Origin of the sequence: Pseudomonas sp. GV085 (genome assembly GCF_003050925.1) — a bacterium.
In the GTDB taxonomy this organism is placed as follows: domain Bacteria; phylum Pseudomonadota; class Gammaproteobacteria; order Pseudomonadales; family Pseudomonadaceae; genus Aquipseudomonas.
Window position 1 is genome coordinate 157,756 of the sequence record NZ_QAOV01000007.1, and the last position, 19,591, is coordinate 177,346.

Consider the following 19,591-nt stretch of genomic DNA (forward strand, 5'->3'; position numbering starts at 1 on the left):
GTTCAAGACTTTTGACGGGCGGCACGCAGTACCGCACGAAGAATTTCGATATGGGTGCCACAGCGGCAGAGATTGGCCGACAGTTCGTTGCGAATCTGCGCCTCGCTGGGGTGCGGATTGCGGTCGAGCAAGGCCTTGGCCGTCATGATCATGCCGTTCATGCAGTAGCCACACTGCGCCGCCTGCTCCTCAATGAAAGCCTGCTGCACCGGGTGCGGGTGCTCACGGGTGCCGATGCCTTCGAGGGTGGTGATTTCCCGGCCTTCGGCGCCGGACAACGGGAACACACACGCCCGCGCCGCAACACCATCGATGATCACCGTGCAGGCACCGCACTCGCCCAGGCCACAACCGTATTTCGGGCCGTTGAGCTGTAAATCGTTACGCAGTACCAGTAACAGCGGCGTGTCGGCCATGGCAGAGACCGTAGTGGTCTGGCCATTGACTCGCAGCGTCACGGTCTTTTCCGGCACTAGTGCTTGCTCACTCATGTCGCACTCCCTGGGTGTTACCGCCCGCTCTCTTGAGGTGCGGCTTTTTTATGAAGTAACCACTACATGAAAAAGGCGTGACCGGGGCCGCGAGTGCATACTGCGCAGGTCGAGCGCAGTGCCATTGCGGGTGCTGGAGTTTGAAGAGGGGGATGGTTACCCGACTCTTCACGTTACCCCTGACTACATTTTTTAATGAAGTGCCTACTTCATGAATCAGAGGCAAGAAGAATGCCAGGGGCGGCTTGTCACTGGTTAATCGTCGACGTCATCGATCATTTTGCGCAGCAGATACAGGATCGCGACGCGCTCGGCCGGGTTGAGGTTACCCATGGTCAGTTCGCTGACGCGGGCAGCATGAGGCACGGTGTCACGCACTAATTGATGGCCACTGTCGGACAGGCCAACGATGACTTTGCGCCGATCTTGAGGGTCTGGCTCCAGGGTGATCAGGTCGCGCGCCTTGAGCCGCTCGACGATGCCTCGAATGGTTGCCTGATCCACCGCAGTGGCCTTGACCAGCTCGGTCAATGAGCTCGGCCCGCCATCACGCACGGCGCACAGCGTGATGAACTGCACGGCGGTCAGCTGCGAATCGTCGACGTTCTGCTGGAAGATCGCCATATTGCGCTGGTAAGCCTTGCGCAGCAAATGACCGACCTGCTCGGAAAAGGCATAGGGAGCGGTTGTTTGTGGGGTGTTGTCTGTCGTATCCGGCACGGCGGGCTCTATCAAAAAAAAGTAAGTGGCGTTTACATTAACCTGCGAGGGGGATCAAGGTAACTCAATCGTGGTGGGTCACTGTCCCGTGCCCCCCTCTTTTATATCACCGCGCGATAGAGGCCTGCGGCGCTACCACATCACCACCCAGGACCACCGCCTGATCATCGAGGTAGATATCGCAATGGCGTAGCGGGATGTCCAGGTGACACGGGGTTTTTCGGGTACCGCCAACCTCAGTATTGGGCCCGGTGGAGAACAGGAAGTTACCGTAGAACGCCCGGGCATCCATGCACATGCCGTCGTTTTTGTCATGCAAGCCCATGGCGGTCCACTGCGCACGCGGCTGCAAACCCCAGCCGATATGGGAGATGCCGTACACCTCGGGGTCGTTGAAGTACTTCATGTAATCGCGTAGGTATTCGGCCTCGAAGCCACCATGGATCGAGGTAATGAATCCCTTTTCGACTTCCAGGGTGATCTTCTCTCGCGAGTAATTCTTGAACGGCAACAGGATATCGCCGACGTCGATCACCAGTACGCCCTCGGCGGTTTCCTCGTTTGGCCAGGAGAATAGAAAACCGCTGGGCCAGTGATCCCAACGCCCCGGCTCATCGGCAAAACCGTACTCGGTGACCGCAGGGTATTGCCCGAGCAACGCCTTGAAATCACTGCCGGCCCTGGACTTCACGTGGATCGAGCGCGCCTGCTTCAGCAGCTTCTCGGCCGCCATCACCCGCTCTTTGTCCGCCAGCGTAGGCAGCATCCGCGCCAGCACTTCCGGTGGTTCGACCGCCAGCAGTATGCGCGTCCCGGTCTTGAGGATCTGCTCCTGCTCCGGCGAGTGCAGCAACATCATGGTGTCGACCACAAGGTCCGCCGCTTCCAGCGCCCGTTGCGCGGCGATATTGCCGGTCAGCGCGGTGTCGCCGCAGTAAGCGGTCATGTCATTGCCCATGGCCATAGGGTGATTGAATGACGGCAACTCGACCGCATAGACCTTGGCCCCAAGACGCTGCGCCGCGTCCATGGCCGCCCGCACGGTACGCGAGTCGGAGTAGTGGCTTTTCAGTACCGCGACGCTTTGAGTCGAGTCCACTTTCGACAGTTTCAACACGTGTTCAAACATCTGGGTCAGTTCGCAATCGCTTACCGGCATGTCTTGTCTTCCTCTTAACCTGTTGAGTTCGTTCGACGCCTCGCACCCTGCGCACCAAAGCAAGGCGGCGAGCTTGGCACCTGCACGAATTTGAAGTGTATACGCTATTTATTAACGATAAAACATTAAATTGACGGACGCCTGAAGAGAAAGGCCGAAACGTTACAAAGCAACACAACCCCACTAAATAATGGTTACTTAGCGTTACGCGCGCCATTTATCGCTGATTTTTTATTTTTCAAGCGGGATCTTCCAATTCAAAAACAATAGCGTATACACTTCAAATCGCGGCGAGACGACAACCCGATCTCACCAGCCACATATTCAAAATGAAGGAAAAGCCCCCCATGCGAAACAAACAAAAAATCGCAATCGTCGGCGCCGGTCTAGGTGGCGCTGCTGCTGCAACGCTGTTACAGAAAGCCGGGTTCGAAGTCGATGTTTATGAACAGGCGCCAGAGTTTTCCCGTATTGGTGCGGGCATCCACATGGGCCCCAACATCATGAAAATCTTCCGCCGCATGGGCATTGAGCAGAAGTTGAGCGACATGGGCTCGCACCCTGATTTCTGGTTCAGCCGCGACGGCGCCAGCGGTGACTATCTGTCCCGCATCCCCTTGGGTGAATTCGCTCGCAAGGAATACGGCGCGGCTTACATCACCGTGCACCGCGGGGACCTGCATGCACTGCAAATGTCGACCATTGCGCCAGGCACCGTGCACTTCAACAAGCGCCTGACCGGAATCGAGGAAACCGATGATCTGGTGCGCCTGCACTTCAGCGACGGCACCACCACCGAGGTCGACATCGTCATCGGCGCCGATGGCATCAACTCCAGAATTCGCGAAGAGTTGCTCGGAGCGGAAAGACCGCTGTACAGCGGCTGGGTTGCCCACCGCGCCTTGATTCGCGGCGAGGTGCTGGCCAAGTACAACATGGACTTTGAAAACTGCGTGAAGTGGTGGAGCGAAGATCGTCACATGATGGTCTACCACACCACCAGCAAGCGCGATGAGTACTACTACGTCACCGGCGTACCGCACCCGGCCTGGGACTTCCAGGGCAGCTTTGTCGATAGCAGCCGCGACGAAATGTACGACGCATTCCAGGGCTATCACCCCACCGTTCAAGCGTTGATCGAATCCAGTGAAAGCGTGACCAAATGGCCGCTGCTCAATCGCAACCCGCTGCCGCTCTGGAGCCGTGGACGGATGGTGTTGCTGGGTGATGCCTGCCACCCGATGAAACCGCACATGGCGCAAGGCGCGGGCATGGCCATCGAAGATGCCGCCATGCTGACCCGCTGCCTGCAGGAAACCGGGCTCACCGATTACCGCACCGCGTTCAAGCTATACGAAGCCAACCGCAAGGACCGCGCCTCGCGAGTACAGGCGGTATCCAATGCCAACACCTGGCTGCGCACACAGGAAGATCCGGCCTGGGTCTACGGTTATGACCTCTACGGCCACCCACTGAAATCGGAAGTGGCCGCATGAGCACCTTCATTCAGGGCGGCAACGTTCAAGCCAATGGTATCCGCCAGCACTACCTGCGTTATGGCGGCCAGGGCAGCACCGGCAAACCGATAGTGTTGCTGATTCCTGGCATCACCAGCCCGGCAGTCACCTGGGGGTTTGTCGCCGAGCGCCTGGGTCAGCATTTCGATACCTACGTACTGGACGCTCGTGGCCGCGGCCTGTCCTCCACCGGACCGGAACTGGATTACGGCACCGACGCCTGCGCCGATGACATCGGCGCATTCGCCAAGGCCATGGGCATCAATGCCTATCACTTGGTGGGACACTCCATGGGCGCGCGTTTTGCGGTGCGCAGCGCCGTACGCAATCCAGAAGGTCTGCAAAGCCTGGTACTGATCGATCCTCCCGTCTCCGGCCCCGGCCGGCGCGAGTACCCGAGCAAGCTGTCGTGGTACGTGGACTCTATCCGCCAATCACTGAGCGGGATGGACGCCGACGCCATGCGCGCCTTCTGCCCGACCTGGACCGAGGAGCAGCTGCAAGTACGCGCCGAGTGGCTGCACACCTGCTACACACCTGCCATTGTCCGCGCCTTCAACGATTTTCATGACGTGGACTTTCATCAAGATCTGCCGCACCTGCCTGTCCCCGCCCTGCTGATCGTTGCCGGTCGCGGCGGCGTAATCCAGGCCGGGGACGAAGCGGAAATTCGCGACCTGCAACCCGCGATCCAGATTGCTCACGTTGAAAACGCCGGGCACATGATTCCGTGGGATGACCTCGAAGGATTTTTCGCGGCGTTTGGCAATTTTCTCGGCCAGCCCCTGACCTGAATTCAACGCACGTTGCAAAGGAGACAGCTTGTGATCAAGCCTTATCGTATCGGCCAGATTGTGCCGAGCTCCAACACCACCATGGAAACCGAGATCCCGGCGATGCTGGCAGCACGCCAATTGATCCGCCCCGAACGCTTCACCTTTCACTCCAGCCGCATGCGCATGAAGCAGGTGCGCAAGGAGGAACTGGCGGCCATGGACGGCGAGTCCGACCGCTGTGCCATTGAGCTGTCGGACGCCAAGGTCGATGTACTGGGTTATGCCTGCCTGGTCGCAATCATGGCCATGGGCCTGGGCTACCATCGCCAGTCCGAGAAACGCCTGCGCCAGGCCACCGCCGACAACGACGGTAACGCACCGGTCATCACCAGCGCCGGCGCCTTGATCGATGGCTTGAAAGTAATGGGCGCCAAACGCATTGCCATTGTCGCGCCGTACATGAAGCCGCTGACCGAACTGGTGGTCAACTACATCCGCGAGGAAGGCTTTGAGGTGGTGGATTGGCGCGCCCTGGAAATCCCCGACAACCTGGAAGTCGCTCGCCACAACCCGGACAACTTGCCCGCCATTGTGCGCGACATGAACCTTGAAGGCGTGGATGTGATCGTCCTGTCGGCCTGCGTGCAGATGCAATCGCTGGGAGTGGTCTCACAAGTCGAGGCCGAAACCGGCAAACCGGTACTCACCGCCGCCATCGCCACCACCTACGCCATGCTCAAGGCACTGGACCTGGAGCCCATCGTTCCGGGTGCGGGCGCGCTGCTGTCTGGCGCCTATAAATAGGAGAGTGTCATGAGCCAAGAACAAAGTGCCGATGCCAACTATCAGGGCGTGTGGGGCCAGCGCATCGGCTTTGGCAATATGCCTGCGCTGTTGATGATCGATTTCATGCAGGGCTATACACAAGAAGGCGCACCGCTGTACGCGCCAGGCGTGGTCAGCGCTGTAGCCGAGAGCGTCGAACTATTGGCCTGCGCCCGCCAACATGAAGTCCTGGTAGTGCATACAAACATTCGCTACCACCCAGGGCATTTTGCCGACGGCGGTATATGGGTCAAAAAAGCCCCCGTGATGAAAGACATGATCGAGGGCAACCCACTGGCAGCCTTCTGCGAGCCGGTGCTGCCCAACCCGGACGAAGTGGTCATCAGCAAGCAATACGCCAGCTCGTTTTTTGGCACCAGCCTGGCGTCGATGCTGCGCGCCAAAGGTATCGACACCGTGGTACTGGCGGGCTGCTCAACCAGTGGCTGTATTCGCGCGACGGCGGTAGATGCCGTGCAGCATGGATTCCGGACCATCGTTGTTCGCGAATGCGTCGGCGATCGACACCCCGCACCACACGAAGCCAACCTGTTCGACATTGATAGCAAGTATGGCGATGTGGTGAGTAAACAGGAGGCCATGACGCAGTTCAGAAAATGAGAGGCCCATTGGTTTTCCCGGGCTGACACAGTGCCCTCCCGGGCAAGCCTGCAACCTCCACAGATTCACGGCTTTACCGAATAACCGGCAGAAATGGATATCTGCCGTAGAACCAGGCCGTAGAGCACTGGTCGCCAAATACTGAGCAAGGGTCGACATCAAACCCTGCCCAGTCTTCTGACACTGCCTTTGGAAGCCGCCGACCGGTGCTACCAAAGCATTGATCCGCGGCTAAACAACAATCACAAAGTCACCGCCAGGAGACACCCATGCCCTCTGCAAATGTAGGTACACCCACTGCGACCACCGTCGCAGACCCAGTCCAGGCGCTTTACCGCAAGATCACCTGGAAGCTTATTCCCTTCCTCTGTTTCTGCTATCTGGCCTCATATCTGGACCGGATCAACGTCGGCTTCGCCAAACTGCAAATGCTCGAGCATCTGCAGTTTAGCGAAACGGCTTTCGGCCTGGGCGCCGGTCTGTTTTTCGTCGGCTATATCATTTTCGAGGTTCCGAGCAATCTGGTCCTGGAAAAAGTCGGGGCGAAGATCTGGATCGCCCGCATCATGATCACCTGGGGGCTGCTCTCGGCCTGCACCATGCTCGTCACTTCCACCACGCAGTTCTACTTCCTGCGCTTCCTGCTCGGCGCCGCCGAAGCGGGCTTTCTGCCGGGGGTGCTGTATTACCTGACCACCTGGTTCCCAACCTATCGCCGCGGCCGCATCATCGCCTTGTTCATGATCGGCCTGCCGTTGTCCAGCGTGCTCGGCGGCCCGCTGTCCGGCTGGATCATGGGGCATTTCGATAACGCTGGCGGCCTGCGCGGCTGGCAGTGGTTGTTCCTCCTCGAAGCGGTACCCAGCGTGTTGCTCGGTGTGCTGACTTTCTGGGCCTTGCCGAACAACTACCGCCTGGCCAAATGGCTCAACGATGACGAGAAAAACCTGTTGGAACAGGAACTGCGCGCCGACGACGCCGACTCCTCCGGCAGCAAGCACAGCTTTCGCGACGGTTTCTTCAACCTGAAGGTGTGGATGCTCGGCGGCATCGACTTCTCGATCCTGCTCAGCGCCTATGCCATGGGGTTCTGGATGCCGACCTTCATCCGCAACGCAGGCGTCGTCGATACCTTTCACATCGGCGTGCTCACCGCACTGCCGAGCATCGCCGCGTTGCTGGGCATGCTGTTGATCGGCGCCAGCTCCGACAAACACCGCGAACGCCGCTGGCACATCATCGTGCCCTTTCTGGTGGGCGCGGCAGCCATGGCCAGTGCGCCCTTCTTTGTCGACAACGTGGTGGCGACCGTGGCGCTGTTCGCTATTGCGTCGGCGGCGATCATCGGCGCGGTACCGGTGTTCTTCAGCCTGCCGGCAACCTTTCTCAAAGGCACCGCGGCGGCTACCGGCTTCGCCCTGGCCTGCTCGGTGGCGAACATTGCCGGGCTGGTCAGCAACTCGCTGATGGGCGTGGCCATCGACGTCACCGGAAGCAGCGCCGGCGCACTGTGGTTCTTCGCCGGCTGCCTGATTCTCAGCAGCTTCCTGGTGATCGCCCTGCCGGCCAAGCTGGTCAATCGCTAAGACACGTAAGCCAGGCGACTGCGTGTCCTGCCGTGAGTCGCAAGGGGGTCTCATACGGCCCCCTTGCGACTGATCCCTCCGACGTGGAGCAGATCGAGCCCGGGCCGCGAGCCGCCGGCCAACCCCATGTTCAAGCCCTCCATGCGGACAAGCCTCGGCTTCGTCTGACGGGAGGCGCTATGCCCTGATTCCGGAGTATCAACAGCATGCACACTCCAGCACTGCGCAAAACCCATGCAATCAGCGGCGCCCTAGGCGGCTGCCTGACACTCGGCCTGGCTCCGCACCTGCTCGCCGAAGAAACAGGCTTCATCGAAGGCGCGACGGCCAACGTGCAACTGCGCAACTACTACTTCAGCCGCGATTTCTCGGACATCGTCGGCCCCAACAAGCAATCCAGGGCCGAGGAGTGGGCCCAGGGTTTTATCCTTGATGCCCGCTCAGGCTACACACAGGGCAGTATCGGTGTCGGCGTGGACGTGCTCGGCCTCTACGGTGTCAAGCTCGACAGCAGCCCGAGCCGGGCCAGGACCGGACTGCTGCCGACACACGGCGACGGCAGATCCGCCGATGAGTACGGCCGCCTGGGTGCGGCGATGAAACTCAAGGTCTCCAGCACTGAGCTGAAGGTTGGTGAGCTGCGGCCCAACCTGCCGGTACTGGTCTACAGCGATCTGCGCCTACTGCCGCCGACCTACCAGGGCGCTTCGCTGGTTTCCAACGAATTGTCCGGACTGACCGTAAACGCTGGCCAACTGCACTCCACTAGCCTGCGCGACTCGAGTAACACCCAGGAGATGTATGCACTGATAAATGACCCGATCAACCCGGCGCGTATCGCCAATTTCACCAGCGACCGCTTCAACTATCTGGGTGCCGACTACAGCTTCAACTCCAATCGCACCAGCGTCGGTCTCTGGCAGGCGCAACTGGAAGACATCTACCAGCAGCGTTACTACAGCTTCAAGCACGCCGAGCCAGTAGGTGACTGGACGCTCGGCATAAGTGTCGGCTACTTCGATGCCCGCGACGACGGCCGGAGCATCGCCGGCAAGCTCGATAACCATGCACTGTTCAACCTGTTGTCGGCGAAGCGCGGCGGCCATACCTTCTACTTGGGCTACCAGCAGATCGGCGGTGACGATGGTTTCATCCAGGTTGGCGCCAACACCAACCCGCTTGGCAATACCCTGCCTACCTACGAGTTCGCCGCACCGGATGAACGCTCCTGGCAAGTCCGGCACGACTACGACTTCGTCGCCCTCGGAATTCCCGGTCTGACCACCACTCTGCGCTACGTGACTGGAGACAACGTCACCACTGGGCGGGGGTTTGAAGGTCATGACTGGGAGCGCGATCTGGATATTGGCTACGCAGTCCAGAGTGGAGTGCTGCGTGGAGTGGGTATCCGCATCCGCAACGCTATTGCGCGCTCCAACTACCGTAGCGATATTGATGAGAACCGGCTGATCCTCAGCTATAACATCAGCCTTTTCTGATAGCCGTACCCGCCGGAACTTTAAGGCAGAGTAAGCCAAGAACCTGGGCACCATCAGCGACGGTGCCCAGGAGCCGACATGGCGAAGCAGAGCCTCAGCGAGCATCATCACCCTCGGGAAGATCACCCCCGTGGTGAATTGCAAAACGTTTTCCAGCCAATACCGATCCTGTCGATAGCTGTGGGTCATGATCACCACTGCGGCGCCGTCGACAGCACTGGATAAGTTAAAAGGCTCGTCGATAGGCGCAACAATGACCTGGCTTGCTCCAGGGAATCGTTCCGGGCGAGCAAAGTGCGCACGCCCGTCCACCACCGTGACATGCCAGTTCAAATCCCTGGCGAACCGCACCAAAGGCTGGGCGTCATGACCCGCGCCAAAGATCATCAGTCGACGCTGTGGCGCGATGTATTCGAGAAAGACCTCGACTTCATCGGCACCGCTTCCGTAAATCATCAACTGAGACTTTTTGCGCGCAAGGGTACTGCGCAAATCACCCTGCAGGGCGTGCTGAAGCGCTTGGCAGTGGATGCCCTCACACGCGTTCATAAAGGCGTTCAGTCCCATTCGAGCACCGACTCGCACACGGGCTGTTCGGCCCGCGGCTATGACGGTCACCAGTGCTGCCGGTTGGCCGCGCATATCCCTGACGGACATCCGGCAGCACTGGCGACCGTCATAGCCGAGGGCGATCCGACGGAAACTGTTGGAACTGCACAATCGCTTCCAGCAAATGACCGCCGATTACAACGCCCTCCCCGCCGGGCAAAAGTACAACGGCATTCGGCCGTTAAAGAAGGAGACCCAACTCGCGCTCTGGATCAGCCTGGGCACGCTGTGCCGGATGGGCGAACTGCTGCGTACGCCGCGTACTGGATCCCTACCGCCTTCATAAGTCGGCGAGCCCTCATAGTTTCGTAAACATCGCCGAGAGCGCTCTTCAGTTCGATTTCGGCCCGTCATGACCGACAGAAATCGGCCAAACGCTGCCGGTTGGACCGAGCAGTAGCGGATGAGCAGCTATGTTTGTTCTACCCCTGAATCGTTTAAACAAAATGGGCTCTCCACCCATTTTTTTTGTAAACCCTGCTGGTCTATTTAGAGTTTGCGACGCGAGTCGCCCGTAAGCCGTCCTCCCCCCGAGCATTCCTGGCCACCTTGCATAAGTAGCTAGACTGGCGGAAGAATTCATCGTGACCCAACTCTCTCACCCAGTAGGGTCTAACGCGAGAATTGTGAGCTGATCTACTGCGATTCCGGGCACGCTGCCGATCCCAGTCAATCTGCTCATCCAGTGAGTCTTTAAAACGCTGTATCACTAGATTGGTCATAGCATCATCAGGCAACCGTTTCCCACACGGCAACCCTAAGTCAAATCCAAAGGCAAATACTCGGGTGCAGTCAGACAGGCTTCCCTGGTCGCCTGGTTACTGGCATGCCTGGCCGCACGGCGCCCGGAAAACACACAATCCGCGGCAGACAGTCCACTCACATACAGGTTCGATGGAAGTCCGATTGCCGTACGACCGGCTGCATACAAGCCGGTGATCCGGGTGCGGTCCTCGCGCAACACCTGACCGCTGTCCTCATCAACTCGTAGGCCGCCTACCGTCATGGCAGAACATGGGAAGAGCTTGCTCGAGGCCGATACATCCACGGCATAGAACGGTCCTTCGCTAAGAGCGTGGCATTCCGAGCGACTCTTGCCGAACTCGTCTGGTTCCAGCCCTTGGGCTGCCCGGTTGTAGCGGGTCGCGGCCTCCCGAAGGTTGGCCGCCGGCATCCCGAGCTTTTCGGCCAGGCCTTCCAGAGTGCTCGCCTTGCGGGTCTGGAAGAGCAGCGCCAGCACCAGGGGCAGACGCATGAAGGGAAACAGGTTCTCCAGCACTGCAGACTTCCAGGCACCGCGGTAAAGCGTCCGGTCGAGGATGATGTAGCCCCGGCCCTGCTGATGCTCGTTCATCTTGAGGCCGATAGCCGCGCCATAGAGTTCCTCGTTTACGAAGCGCTGCCCCTGGCTGTTGACGAGAATGCCCTTGGGCCACTGAGAGGGCGGGTTTATGAAGCGCCAGCTGCTCACCCGCTCCATCAGCGCAGCCTCTCCCCCCACACTCTGGCCCAGGCGGATGCCACTACCGTTGTCCCCGCCTGGGGATCCCATCGCCATATTGGAGATGTACTTGGGGGAATGGGCGGCAAGCATCTGCCGGTTCCAGATGAACCCGCCGGCACTCAAGCACACCCCACGCGTCGCCCGGATACGCTGGACGACGCCATGCTGGCGCTGCAACTCGTCGGCCTTGCGCCAAAAACGTTCGGCCTTGCGCTCCAGACGCGCGAATCCCGGCATCGATGAGGGGAGCTTCTGCAGCAGTTGCCGGGCCATCTCCTGCGCATCCATGTACGCCTGGGTATGCGGCGAGTCGGGTGGCATCCGGATGACCACCAGCCCAACCACCTCCCCTCTTGCGCAAAGCACCAGACGGCGAGCTTCGGTTCGTGGCCAGAACTCCACCCCCTGGGCCCGCGCCCGCTGCTGCAGGGGCTCGGTCAGATGAACACCGAAGCCTACTGCCTGATTGACCGGCGGATGCCAGTACTTGTGTCCCCGTGGCGCAGGCTTGGCAACTGCCGCACAGGACTCGGCCAGCGAGCTGTCGGAGTGGTAGAGAAAATAGCCGGAAGGCGGATAGAAAGTCTTCTTCGTGTAGTAGGTGCTGTCGAACCGTACCCCATGCCCCTGCAGCCATTCCAGATCGGCCACACTGCCTTCGCAGAAGCGGCGCAGTGTTTGCGGGCTGACCACGTCCTGTACCTCAAGGTTCAAGTAACGGTACATAGCCTCGACACTGTCCGTAACGCCTGCCGCACGCTGAATCGGTGTGCCGCCCCCGGCATAGAAAATGCCGCCGTTCATCGCCGTCGCCCCGCCGCCTCCAAAGGCATCGACCGCCAGCACTTTCAGACCTTTTTCCACCGCCTGCAAGGCCGCGCTGATGCCTGCGCCTCCATAGCCGACCACGGCGAAGTCGGTGGTGACATCCCATGCGACCTGGTCAGGGTTCTCCACCCGTTCCGGCGCCTCGATACGACTGAACCATTGAGGCGAGTGCGGGCCAAAATCGGACGACATGGCGTACTCCATGATGCTGCCTCTCTATCGAAGAGGCTGGTGTGAGGATGACCGGCTGCGCTGCAGTGCCCCGCACCGAAGGCCAGCCGGAAACAGGAAATCGGGGCACCGCTCCAGTGCGGTGCCCCTCGTACATCAGTCTTGCGACTTGGCTGCCGATGGAGGTGCGTACTGAGCGAGCTTTTCGGCAGCCTGCTGCTCCCACACGGGTTGTGCGTGGCGGGTGTCGGTTTCGGCCTCGAAGCGGTTAACCATTTCCGGTTTGATATCGGCAATGTCCTCGAAGAACTGCTGGTACCAGCGACGTAGTTGGTACAACGGACCGTCGCTGTCGCAGAGCAGCGGATTGTCGATGCGGGTCTTGGTACGCCAGATCGCCACGTCCTGCAGGGTGCCCAGGCGATACGCCTCGGCTACGGCAGCGGCGCGAGCGGCATTGTGCTCGGGCGGCAGCATCGGACTATTGCGGGTGATAAAGCCCATGTGCAGTACGAACTTGTTCGCATGAACCGGGTAGTGCGCGAGGATTTCATAGGTCTCTATCGGCTCGTTGCCCGGAATATTGGTCAGCAAGCGCGACACCAGATAGGAGGGACCATGGTAGGTCGTTTCTCCACGTGAAAAGCCATCCAGCTTGCTCAAATCGCCGGTATAGGCGGCATCCTTCTGATAGCCGGGTTGCTCTGGTTGCGGCCCCATCTCCAGGTACTGGGTGGCGAAATGGTCCTCGAAGACGTTCTTGAAGTAGGTGCTGCCGCCACCCATGCCCTCGCCATGCACGTAGAAGAAATGCGCGACATCGACCAGATTGTCGACCAGCTCCCGACTGTTGGTATCGACCTCATGGGTTGACCAGGACCAGTTGCTCCAGTCATCGCTGAAAGCGCCTTCCAGGTGGGGAATGATCACATCCGGCGGTGGCGGATTGCCCTCGGGGTCGTGCCAGACGAACAGCTGCTTGTTTTCCTCGCAGGTCATGAAACTTTGCGTGCGCGCGCGCGGCGGCACGCGCTTGGCATAGGGGATGGCCGCGCACTTGCCGTCACCGGTCCAGCGCCAGTCATGGAAGGGGCAGGCGATGGTGTCGCCCTTGATGGTGCCCTCGCCCAGGTTACCGCCCAAGTGCGGGCAGAAGGCGTTGATGACATTGAGCTTCTTGTTGTGTTCGCCCTCGAACACTACCAGCTTGAGGCCGAATGCCTCGAAGGTATGCGGTTTGCCATCACGGAACTGTTCACTCAGCCCCAGGCAGTGCCAACCGCGGGCAAAACGTTCGCACTGGTCGCTCACGATGATGTGCGGTTTCTCGTTGGCCAGGTTGCTCATAAAGAACTCCAGTCGTTTTTATTGTTTGCAGGCTAAAGACAGTGGTTGTCGCGAGACCCGTGTCCACCCTTTGTCTATCCCGGGAATACCAGTGGGTCGGGGGTATGTCCCCGACCCCGGGGCGTTACAGGAAAAAATCCAGGCTCTGCTGGCCCAACTGCACCTTGGCCCAGTTCGTGCCGAACATCTGGAACTGATTGGCGGCATGCTGGCGACAGACATTGATGTCGGCCAGAAAGCGCCCATACGGGTTTCGGGTGTAGACCGCCGCACCGCCGGCTGCCTTGAACAGGCGCGAAGCCAGCTCCGCGACGCGCTCTGGCGGGTAGCTGGCCTGGAAGCGATACTTCACCCGCTCCTCGATCGGCGGAACCTCGCCCCGCTCGGCATAACCTTCGAGCGCCTCGAAGTTGCGCTTGAGCACCAGAGTCAGCTCGTCGATGGTGTTGATCGCTTCAGCGATCGCCAGCTGCGCTACCGAGTCGTCGCTGGTTTTGGCGCCCACGACGTTGACACGGGTCTTGGCGGTCTCCACGAAGCTGTCGACCATGCCGCGCAACGCCCCGATTGAGGCCGTGGACACCGCCCGGCTGAATACCTGGCCGAATGGCATGCGATACAGCGCCGCGGTATTCAGCTGGTTGCCGGGGCTGTTGCAGGTAAAGCCGTCGATCATCTTGTGCGTGCGGTACTCCGGCACAAAGGCATCCTTGATGACGATGTCCTTGCTACCGGTCCCCTTCAGGCCCGCGGTATGCCAGGTATCGACGATTTCGTAGTCCTTGCGTGGAATCAGCCAAGTGCGCGCATCAACAGGTTGCCCCTCGGCAGTTTCCACCAGGCCACCGAGGAACACCCAGTCGCAGTGGTCGCAACCACTGGAATAGCCCCAGCGCCCGCTGAACAGGAAGCCGCCCTCGACAGGCTTGGCACGACCCGTGGGCATATAGGAAGAAGAGATCCGGACATTGCTGTCCTCGCCCCATACTTCCTGCGCCGCACGGTCATCGAACAGCGCCATCTGCCACGCATGTACCGCGACCACCGAGTAGACCCAGCCTACCGACATATCGCCTTCGGCCAGGATCATGACGATGTCATAGAACACTTTGGGACTCATCTCGTAGCCGCCATAGCGCTTGGGCTGCAGCACGCGGAACAGCCCTGCGGCCTGCAGGTCGGCGATGGTCTCCTGCGGCAGACGGCGGTTCTCGTCGCCCAGCGCCGCTCGCTCGCGCAACACCGGAACCATGGCCCGGGCTCGGGCGATCAGCTCTTCGCTGCCGGGAATGTTCGCGGCAGGCTGTTTCATCTCGACTGTTTGCATTGTTCTCGACTTCCCAAGTAGTGAATCCCGCTTTGGCGCAAGGGTGGCCACAGGCCCATGTTCCACAACAAAAGGCCCCCGGCGCGCCCTGCATCAGGAGTAGATGGCGCTAAATCACGAGGCCGGCGGAGCGGCCCACTGGTGTCCCCAATGGCTGCCACGGGTCGTTTCGAAAACCGTGTGATCGTTCTCCCAGTCCACAACCATGCCGCCGCAGCCGAACTCCAGGGCGAAGCCGCCCGGCGTCCAGACGTAGAACGAAACCATATCGTCGTTGACGTGGCGTCCAAGCGTGGCCGCCAGCGGAACCTTGTGCCGGGCGATGCGGTCCAGTGCGCGACCCACATCATCGAGCCCAGGCACCTCCATCATGATGTGCACGCAGCCACTGGGCTGGGGCATCTCGGCCAGCGCCAGGCTGTGCTGGCGTGGGTTGCAGTGCATGAAGTGAATGCGCGCCCGGTACTCGGGCGAGAGCTGGACATGCAGCATGTCGGACAGCTGAAATCCGCAGACGTCGGTCCAGAACTGCTTCGTTTCTTCGAACTTCATCGACGGCAGCACCACGTGCCCCATCCCCATGGGACCGGTGACGAAACGCTCGACGCCGACCGGCGAAACGAAGGGCGCGAAGTCCGAGATCGGTCCCCAGGTCACCTCTTGCCGATTCCCGGACGGGTCCACAAAGGAAAACATCCCGGTAACGCAACGAAGATGTCGATCCAACGGTGTCGACTCGACGATCTCCACACCCGCCTTGACGAGCGATTCTCTCGACGCGAGATACTGCTCCTCGGAGGCAGTCTCCCAGCCCGCCGCATAAAGGCCGTCCCTCGCCCCCGGTACCACCAGGATGCGATAGCGGCGGCCATCGGCCTTCAGATACAGCGCGCCGTCCTCGCCCGACTCTTCGGCCAGGCCGATAATCTGGCTGCCAAAGAAGCGCCACTTTTCGATATCCGTGGACTCGACTACCGCGTAAGCGAATTGATTGATGCTCATGAGCCTCTCCCTAATGATGTTTCTTGTTTTTCACCCAAACGTCAGCCGTCGAAGCTGACCGATACCTTGTCGCTCAGTGGTCGAGCCTGGCAGGCCAGCACCCAGCCCTCGGCCAGATCGACGGCACTCAGCACCTCGTTGCTACGCATGCTCACCTCGCCCTCCGCCACCCGGCACATGCAGGCACTGCAGCGCCCCTCACGACAGGAGAAGGGCGCACCGACCCCCGCCCCGAGCAGGGCATCCAGCAGATCGACATCCGGACTCCAGGGCAGCACGTGATGCTCGCCGTCGAGCTGGGCCATGAGTTCAACCCGCGGGCCGTCGGCAGCCGCCGCGGGGACGTCGGCCAAGACGCCGGGGTCGCTGCTCAGCGAAACAAAACGCTCGACATGAATCCGGCTGCGCTCCACGTTCAGGTCAAGCAGCGTCTGCTCCACGGCATCCATGAAGGGGCCGGGGCCACAGACGAAGGCGTGGGCATCCAGGCGCCCGTGGCAGATGCCGGCCAATTGCGCCGCTGTCGGCAACCCCTGAACTGACTCCAGCCAGTGCATGACCGTGAGGCGTTGCGGGTAAGCACGCCCCAGTTGCTGCAACTCATCGCGGAAGATCACCGAACGCTCATCGCGGTTGGCGTAGAACAGCTGAACCCGACCGCGACCCTGGTGCAGGCAGGACTTGATAATCGACATCACCGGCGTGATGCCGCTGCCGCCGGCGAACAGCAGGAAATCGACATCCAGAGAAGCCGGACAGAACACCCCGGCTGGCGGCAATACCTCCAAGACGTCGCCGGCGCGCAGGTTGTCGCAAATCCAGTTGGAACCCAGACCATCGCGTACACGCTTGATGGTGACCTTCAGTGCAGCGTCCACCGCCGGCGCACTAGCCAGCGAATAGCATCGTGCGATGCTCTGCCCCTGGACAGGGACGCGCAGAGTCAAGAACTGGCCCGGCTTGTAAGCGAATGCCCGCGGCTCCACGGGAGAGGCAAACACGATCGACTTGCTATCGTGCGTTTCCTCGATGACCTCGGCCACCTGGAGCCGGAGATAAAGGGACGTCGACATAACTTCAACTCTTGCGCTAGCAACGGAGCCGAGCTCCATCACGTGCTCCCCGACTGGCGAGCACCCCTGACTCAGCCGAGGAAATCCAGCACTTCCCGGTTGAAGTAGTCCGGCTCCTCGAGCATGAACCAGTGCCCGGAGCGGCCGGAGATCACCACCCGCACATCCTCGACCTGCTCCGCGACGATCAGGGCATGGCGCACCGGCAGGAAGTTGTCCTTCTGCCCCCACAGGCACAGCACTGGCATCTTCAGCTCGGCCAGGCGCTCGGTGAGCACCTCGACCTTTATCGTGGCGTACACCGCCAGGGGCTGTTCGAGCCAGATCGGCAGGCGCGAATCGATTACGTCCTCAGTGATCGTCTGTGGCGAGGCAACTATGTGATGCAGCAGCTCACGAAAGGACTCGCGATCGGTCTTGCGCCCCTGGATCAAGGCGCCCATGCAGCGCAGCCCGCTCATCTGGGCGGCCCATAATGCAGGCTCCTCGACCCCGCCGGGGCCCATCACCACGAGCTTGCTGATCTGCTCCGGGTAGGTCAGGCCGTACTGAAAGGCGATGGCGCCCCCCATCGAATTGCCGATCAACACCGCACGGGTCACGTTCTTCTTGCTCAGCAGTTCGTGCAGCAACTCCACTTGCAAGGTGGAGGTGTAGTGGATGTCTTGCGGCTTGTCCGAAAGCCCGTAACCCAGGAGATCCGGGATCAGCACATGAAAGCCCTGCTCGGCGAAGAACGGGAAGTTCAGGTGGAAATTGCTGTAACCGCTCGCGCCTGGACCACTGCCGTGCAGGAAGACCAGCGTCGGGCGCTCCGCCGAGGTCTGGCCAACTTCGTGACAATGCAGGCGATAGGAATCACCCACCTCGATGAAATGGCCCACCGGAATCGGCGATCGAGAAGTTTCTGGTTGCAAGGACATAACCGTTCTCCACATGTTGTTATGGCCTGACTATGCTGCGGCAACCGCGCGCTCCGCATGATCCGCATGCAGTAGACGTTCAAATTTAGTTCGCTGCGAAAAGCCACTGAGCAATGCCAGGAGCAGTTCATCGACGGCGGCTGCCAACCGGACAGGGAAGCCCTACCCTGCTGGCCGATAACCTCGGGGACGGGATTTTCGAGATGAAGGGATTCGTCACGGCAGCGATGCGCGTGAGCGCGCGCACCGCGTCCTTGCCGATGTTGCAAGTGGTGGTATGCAGGCGGGCGCGGGCCGAAGTTGACGCCGTGCCGCCCCTACCTACCCGCTAGCCCGCCGGGCTGGGAGTCGAAAGGCAGATCACCCCATTGAGCACCAGCCTGACCAGCTCCGCCTGCCGAGTCACCCCGGCCTTGGCGAAGATCGCGCGCAGGTGCGTGCGCGCGGTGTTACGCCGGATACCCAGCAACTCTGCCGCCTCGTCCAGCGACAGCCCGTTGGCCAGCTCCATCGCCAGGTTCGCTTCGGCGGGGGTGAACTCGAACACCTGGCGCATGATTTCACGCGGTGCCGTGGTTTGTGCATCCGGGTCGCAGACGAAGATCATCCAGGCCGGGCGACATTTACCTTCGGACCCTTCGCGCAGGGGGATGCTCCTGACCACCAGCCCCAGCTTGCGTTTGCCGGAGGCCCGGGAGACGGACATCACCTGTGCCGCCGGGCCCGCCGAGTTGATGAGCTCCTGAAGTATGCTGCGCTCGTTGCGGTAGTAGGCTTCCACACCATTTCCCGCCCGCTTCAGGCCATCGCTGTCATTGAGCAGCGACTGGGCCACATGGTTGCAGCGCAACACCTTTTGATTCTCGTCGAGCACGATCGCACCAATGTGCAGCCGGTCCAGTGCCCCTTCGTACAACTCGCTCTGCGTCGCTTGGCACTCGAGCCGGGCCGCCAGGCTCAACGCCTTCCGGAAATGGGCAACCAGCTCGCGCAGGCGATCCTTGTCCACCTGGGTGAACGCGGGTTGCTCGGGCAGGCGATACAGGCGGATACGGCACAAGGTGCCATTCTCGGAGACTATGTTGATGCCCAGGCCGTAACGCGCTCCGCCCTCGCCGATGATGCGCTGATAGAACTCCGAGGAAAGCCAATTGTCCGCCCCGAGGTGCTCATCGATAGTGAGCACCTGATCGATGGGTATCTCGAGAAACGGATCCTGAGTCCAGAAATGGGCACGATAGGCATGCTCGATTTCCGGATGGCGGGGATGGCAGACCAGAAAGCCAAGATCCGTGCTGGAAGATGGCCGAATCACCATGATTGCAGTGGACGACATATAGGCGCCCAGGTGCTGGGTCGTTTCGCGCCAAGGCTCTCGACCCAGTACCCCCTGGTAGATCGAGAGGATCATGCGACTCTGGTCGACAGTCCCGAGCGCGGCTTCGACAGCCAGGTCCTCGGCCGTCAGCGCGGCCAGCTCCGGGCGGGGTATGGTAGAGGGAAGCGTGTTCAAAATTTCAATCAGGTTGAGTCTGGAGCTTGCGCCTGCACGAGGCATTTTCACGGCATGCATCTCATTAACCTCCTGTTATTGTTTTTGTTAGTTTGAAATT

17 protein-coding genes and 2 pseudogenes are annotated in these 19,591 nt (G+C 60.5%); 7 read left to right on the top strand and 12 right to left on the bottom strand.

Annotation, left to right across the window (positions count from 1 at the left end; genetic code table 11):
* Nucleotides 1-2: 2 nt before the first annotated feature.
* From C8K63_RS16600 to C8K63_RS16610, 3 genes are all read right to left on the bottom strand, one after another.
* Nucleotides 3-491, bottom strand: coding sequence for a (2Fe-2S)-binding protein (locus C8K63_RS16600; RefSeq protein ID WP_108217708.1), 489 nt, complete (start codon nucleotides 489-491; stop codon nucleotides 3-5).
* Between the two features lie 255 nt (nucleotides 492-746).
* Nucleotides 747-1,211: a MarR family winged helix-turn-helix transcriptional regulator gene (locus C8K63_RS16605; RefSeq protein ID WP_108217709.1), complete on the bottom strand. Its 465-nt coding sequence runs from the start codon at nucleotides 1,209-1,211 to the stop codon at nucleotides 747-749.
* A 106-nt stretch (nucleotides 1,212-1,317) separates the two neighbouring features.
* Nucleotides 1,318-2,370, bottom strand: a complete 1,053-nt coding sequence (locus tag C8K63_RS16610; protein WP_108217710.1) for a 2,5-dihydroxypyridine 5,6-dioxygenase — start codon at nucleotides 2,368-2,370, stop codon at nucleotides 1,318-1,320.
* Nucleotides 2,371-2,717: 347 nt separating this feature from the next.
* On the opposite strand from C8K63_RS16610, the gene C8K63_RS16615 reads away from it, so the two are divergent.
* The 6 genes from C8K63_RS16615 (at nucleotide 2,718) to C8K63_RS16640 (ending at nucleotide 9,194) form a co-directional block, all read left to right on the top strand.
* Entirely contained in the window at nucleotides 2,718-3,866 is a 1,149-nt protein-coding gene (locus C8K63_RS16615) for an FAD-dependent monooxygenase (RefSeq protein ID WP_108217711.1), read from the top strand.
* Complete coding sequence (locus tag C8K63_RS16620) at nucleotides 3,863-4,681, top strand: alpha/beta fold hydrolase (protein WP_108217712.1); 819 nt, start codon at nucleotides 3,863-3,865, stop codon at nucleotides 4,679-4,681. The genes C8K63_RS16615 and C8K63_RS16620 overlap by 4 nt, the downstream gene beginning before the upstream one ends.
* 30 nt (nucleotides 4,682-4,711) lie before the next feature.
* Nucleotides 4,712-5,467 carry an Asp/Glu racemase gene (locus C8K63_RS16625; protein ID WP_108217713.1) on the top strand — a complete coding sequence of 252 codons (756 nt, stop codon included), beginning with the start codon at nucleotides 4,712-4,714 and terminating at the stop codon, nucleotides 5,465-5,467.
* A gap of 9 nt (nucleotides 5,468-5,476) precedes the next feature.
* The gene (locus tag C8K63_RS16630) at nucleotides 5,477-6,109 is read left to right on the top strand and encodes an N-carbamoylsarcosine amidohydrolase (RefSeq protein ID WP_108217714.1); all 633 of its coding nucleotides are present in this window, start codon (nucleotides 5,477-5,479) and stop codon (nucleotides 6,107-6,109) included.
* Nucleotides 6,110-6,378: 269 nt separating this feature from the next.
* The gene (locus C8K63_RS16635; RefSeq protein WP_108217715.1) at nucleotides 6,379-7,695 is read left to right on the top strand and encodes an MFS transporter; all 1,317 of its coding nucleotides are present in this window, start codon (nucleotides 6,379-6,381) and stop codon (nucleotides 7,693-7,695) included.
* 206 nt (nucleotides 7,696-7,901) lie between these two features.
* Nucleotides 7,902-9,194 carry an OprD family porin gene (locus C8K63_RS16640; RefSeq protein WP_108217716.1) on the top strand — a complete coding sequence of 431 codons (1,293 nt, stop codon included), beginning with the start codon at nucleotides 7,902-7,904 and terminating at the stop codon, nucleotides 9,192-9,194.
* 186 nt (nucleotides 9,195-9,380) lie between these two features.
* On the opposite strand, the pseudogene C8K63_RS31250 reads toward C8K63_RS16640, so the two are convergent.
* Nucleotides 9,381-9,851 (bottom strand): annotated as a pseudogene (locus tag C8K63_RS31250) (XdhC family protein); the annotation flags it as partial.
* Nucleotides 9,852-9,894: 43 nt separating this feature from the next.
* On the opposite strand from C8K63_RS31250, the pseudogene C8K63_RS30895 reads away from it, so the two are divergent.
* Nucleotides 9,895-10,056, top strand: a pseudogene (locus C8K63_RS30895) (site-specific integrase); the annotation flags it as partial.
* A 232-nt stretch (nucleotides 10,057-10,288) separates the two neighbouring features.
* Here C8K63_RS30895 and C8K63_RS31255 read toward each other — a convergent pair.
* The 8 genes from C8K63_RS31255 to C8K63_RS16690 form a co-directional block, all read right to left on the bottom strand.
* Nucleotides 10,289-10,558 (bottom strand): hypothetical protein, encoded by a 270-nt coding sequence (locus C8K63_RS31255; protein ID WP_371920769.1) that lies wholly within the window; start codon nucleotides 10,556-10,558, stop codon nucleotides 10,289-10,291.
* Nucleotides 10,559-10,560: 2 nt separating this feature from the next.
* Nucleotides 10,561-12,327, bottom strand: coding sequence for an FAD-binding protein (locus tag C8K63_RS16660; protein ID WP_158273951.1), 1,767 nt, complete (start codon nucleotides 12,325-12,327; stop codon nucleotides 10,561-10,563).
* A 135-nt stretch (nucleotides 12,328-12,462) separates the two neighbouring features.
* Nucleotides 12,463-13,653, bottom strand: a complete 1,191-nt coding sequence (locus C8K63_RS16665) for a Rieske 2Fe-2S domain-containing protein (protein WP_108217719.1) — start codon at nucleotides 13,651-13,653, stop codon at nucleotides 12,463-12,465.
* Between the two features lie 124 nt (nucleotides 13,654-13,777).
* A complete protein-coding gene (locus tag C8K63_RS16670; protein ID WP_256594959.1) occupies nucleotides 13,778-14,965 on the bottom strand; it encodes a flavin-dependent monooxygenase in 1,188 nt (395 codons plus the stop codon).
* A 129-nt stretch (nucleotides 14,966-15,094) separates the two neighbouring features.
* Nucleotides 15,095-15,982: a VOC family protein gene (locus C8K63_RS16675; RefSeq protein ID WP_108217721.1), complete on the bottom strand. Its 888-nt coding sequence runs from the start codon at nucleotides 15,980-15,982 to the stop codon at nucleotides 15,095-15,097.
* Nucleotides 15,983-16,023: 41 nt separating this feature from the next.
* Complete coding sequence (locus C8K63_RS16680) at nucleotides 16,024-17,055, bottom strand: ferredoxin--NADP reductase (RefSeq protein ID WP_108217722.1); 1,032 nt, start codon at nucleotides 17,053-17,055, stop codon at nucleotides 16,024-16,026.
* Between the two features lie 71 nt (nucleotides 17,056-17,126).
* Nucleotides 17,127-17,978 (bottom strand): alpha/beta fold hydrolase, encoded by an 852-nt coding sequence (locus tag C8K63_RS16685; protein WP_158273952.1) that lies wholly within the window; start codon nucleotides 17,976-17,978, stop codon nucleotides 17,127-17,129.
* 328 nt (nucleotides 17,979-18,306) lie between these two features.
* Entirely contained in the window at nucleotides 18,307-19,551 is a 1,245-nt protein-coding gene (locus C8K63_RS16690) for a helix-turn-helix transcriptional regulator (RefSeq protein WP_108217724.1), read from the bottom strand.
* Nucleotides 19,552-19,591 lie beyond the last annotated feature (40 nt).

Bases quoted from the DNA above. Each gene is read 5' to 3' on its own strand.
- C8K63_RS16600 (WP_108217708.1), bottom strand. From the start codon at position 491: ATGAGTGAGCAAGCACTAGTGCCGGAAAAGACCGTGACGCTGCGAGTC.
- C8K63_RS16610 (WP_108217710.1), bottom strand. From the start codon at position 2,370: ATGCCGGTAAGCGATTGCGAACTGACCCAGATGTTTGAACACGTGTTG.
- C8K63_RS16690 (WP_108217724.1), bottom strand. From the start codon at position 19,551: ATGCATGCCGTGAAAATGCCTCGTGCAGGCGCAAGCTCCAGACTCAAC.
- C8K63_RS16665 (WP_108217719.1), bottom strand. From the start codon at position 13,653: ATGAGCAACCTGGCCAACGAGAAACCGCACATCATCGTGAGCGACCAG.
- C8K63_RS16630 (WP_108217714.1), top strand. From the start codon at position 5,477: ATGAGCCAAGAACAAAGTGCCGATGCCAACTATCAGGGCGTGTGGGGC.
- C8K63_RS16635 (WP_108217715.1), top strand. From the start codon at position 6,379: ATGCCCTCTGCAAATGTAGGTACACCCACTGCGACCACCGTCGCAGAC.
- C8K63_RS16675 (WP_108217721.1), bottom strand. From the start codon at position 15,982: ATGAGCATCAATCAATTCGCTTACGCGGTAGTCGAGTCCACGGATATC.
- C8K63_RS16680 (WP_108217722.1), bottom strand. From the start codon at position 17,055: ATGTCGACGTCCCTTTATCTCCGGCTCCAGGTGGCCGAGGTCATCGAG.
- C8K63_RS16660 (WP_158273951.1), bottom strand. From the start codon at position 12,327: ATGTCGTCCGATTTTGGCCCGCACTCGCCTCAATGGTTCAGTCGTATC.
- C8K63_RS16620 (WP_108217712.1), top strand. From the start codon at position 3,863: ATGAGCACCTTCATTCAGGGCGGCAACGTTCAAGCCAATGGTATCCGC.
- C8K63_RS16685 (WP_158273952.1), bottom strand. From the start codon at position 17,978: ATGTCCTTGCAACCAGAAACTTCTCGATCGCCGATTCCGGTGGGCCAT.
- C8K63_RS16640 (WP_108217716.1), top strand. From the start codon at position 7,902: ATGCACACTCCAGCACTGCGCAAAACCCATGCAATCAGCGGCGCCCTA.
- C8K63_RS16615 (WP_108217711.1), top strand. From the start codon at position 2,718: ATGCGAAACAAACAAAAAATCGCAATCGTCGGCGCCGGTCTAGGTGGC.
- C8K63_RS16670 (WP_256594959.1), bottom strand. From the start codon at position 14,965: ATGAAACAGCCTGCCGCGAACATTCCCGGCAGCGAAGAGCTGATCGCC.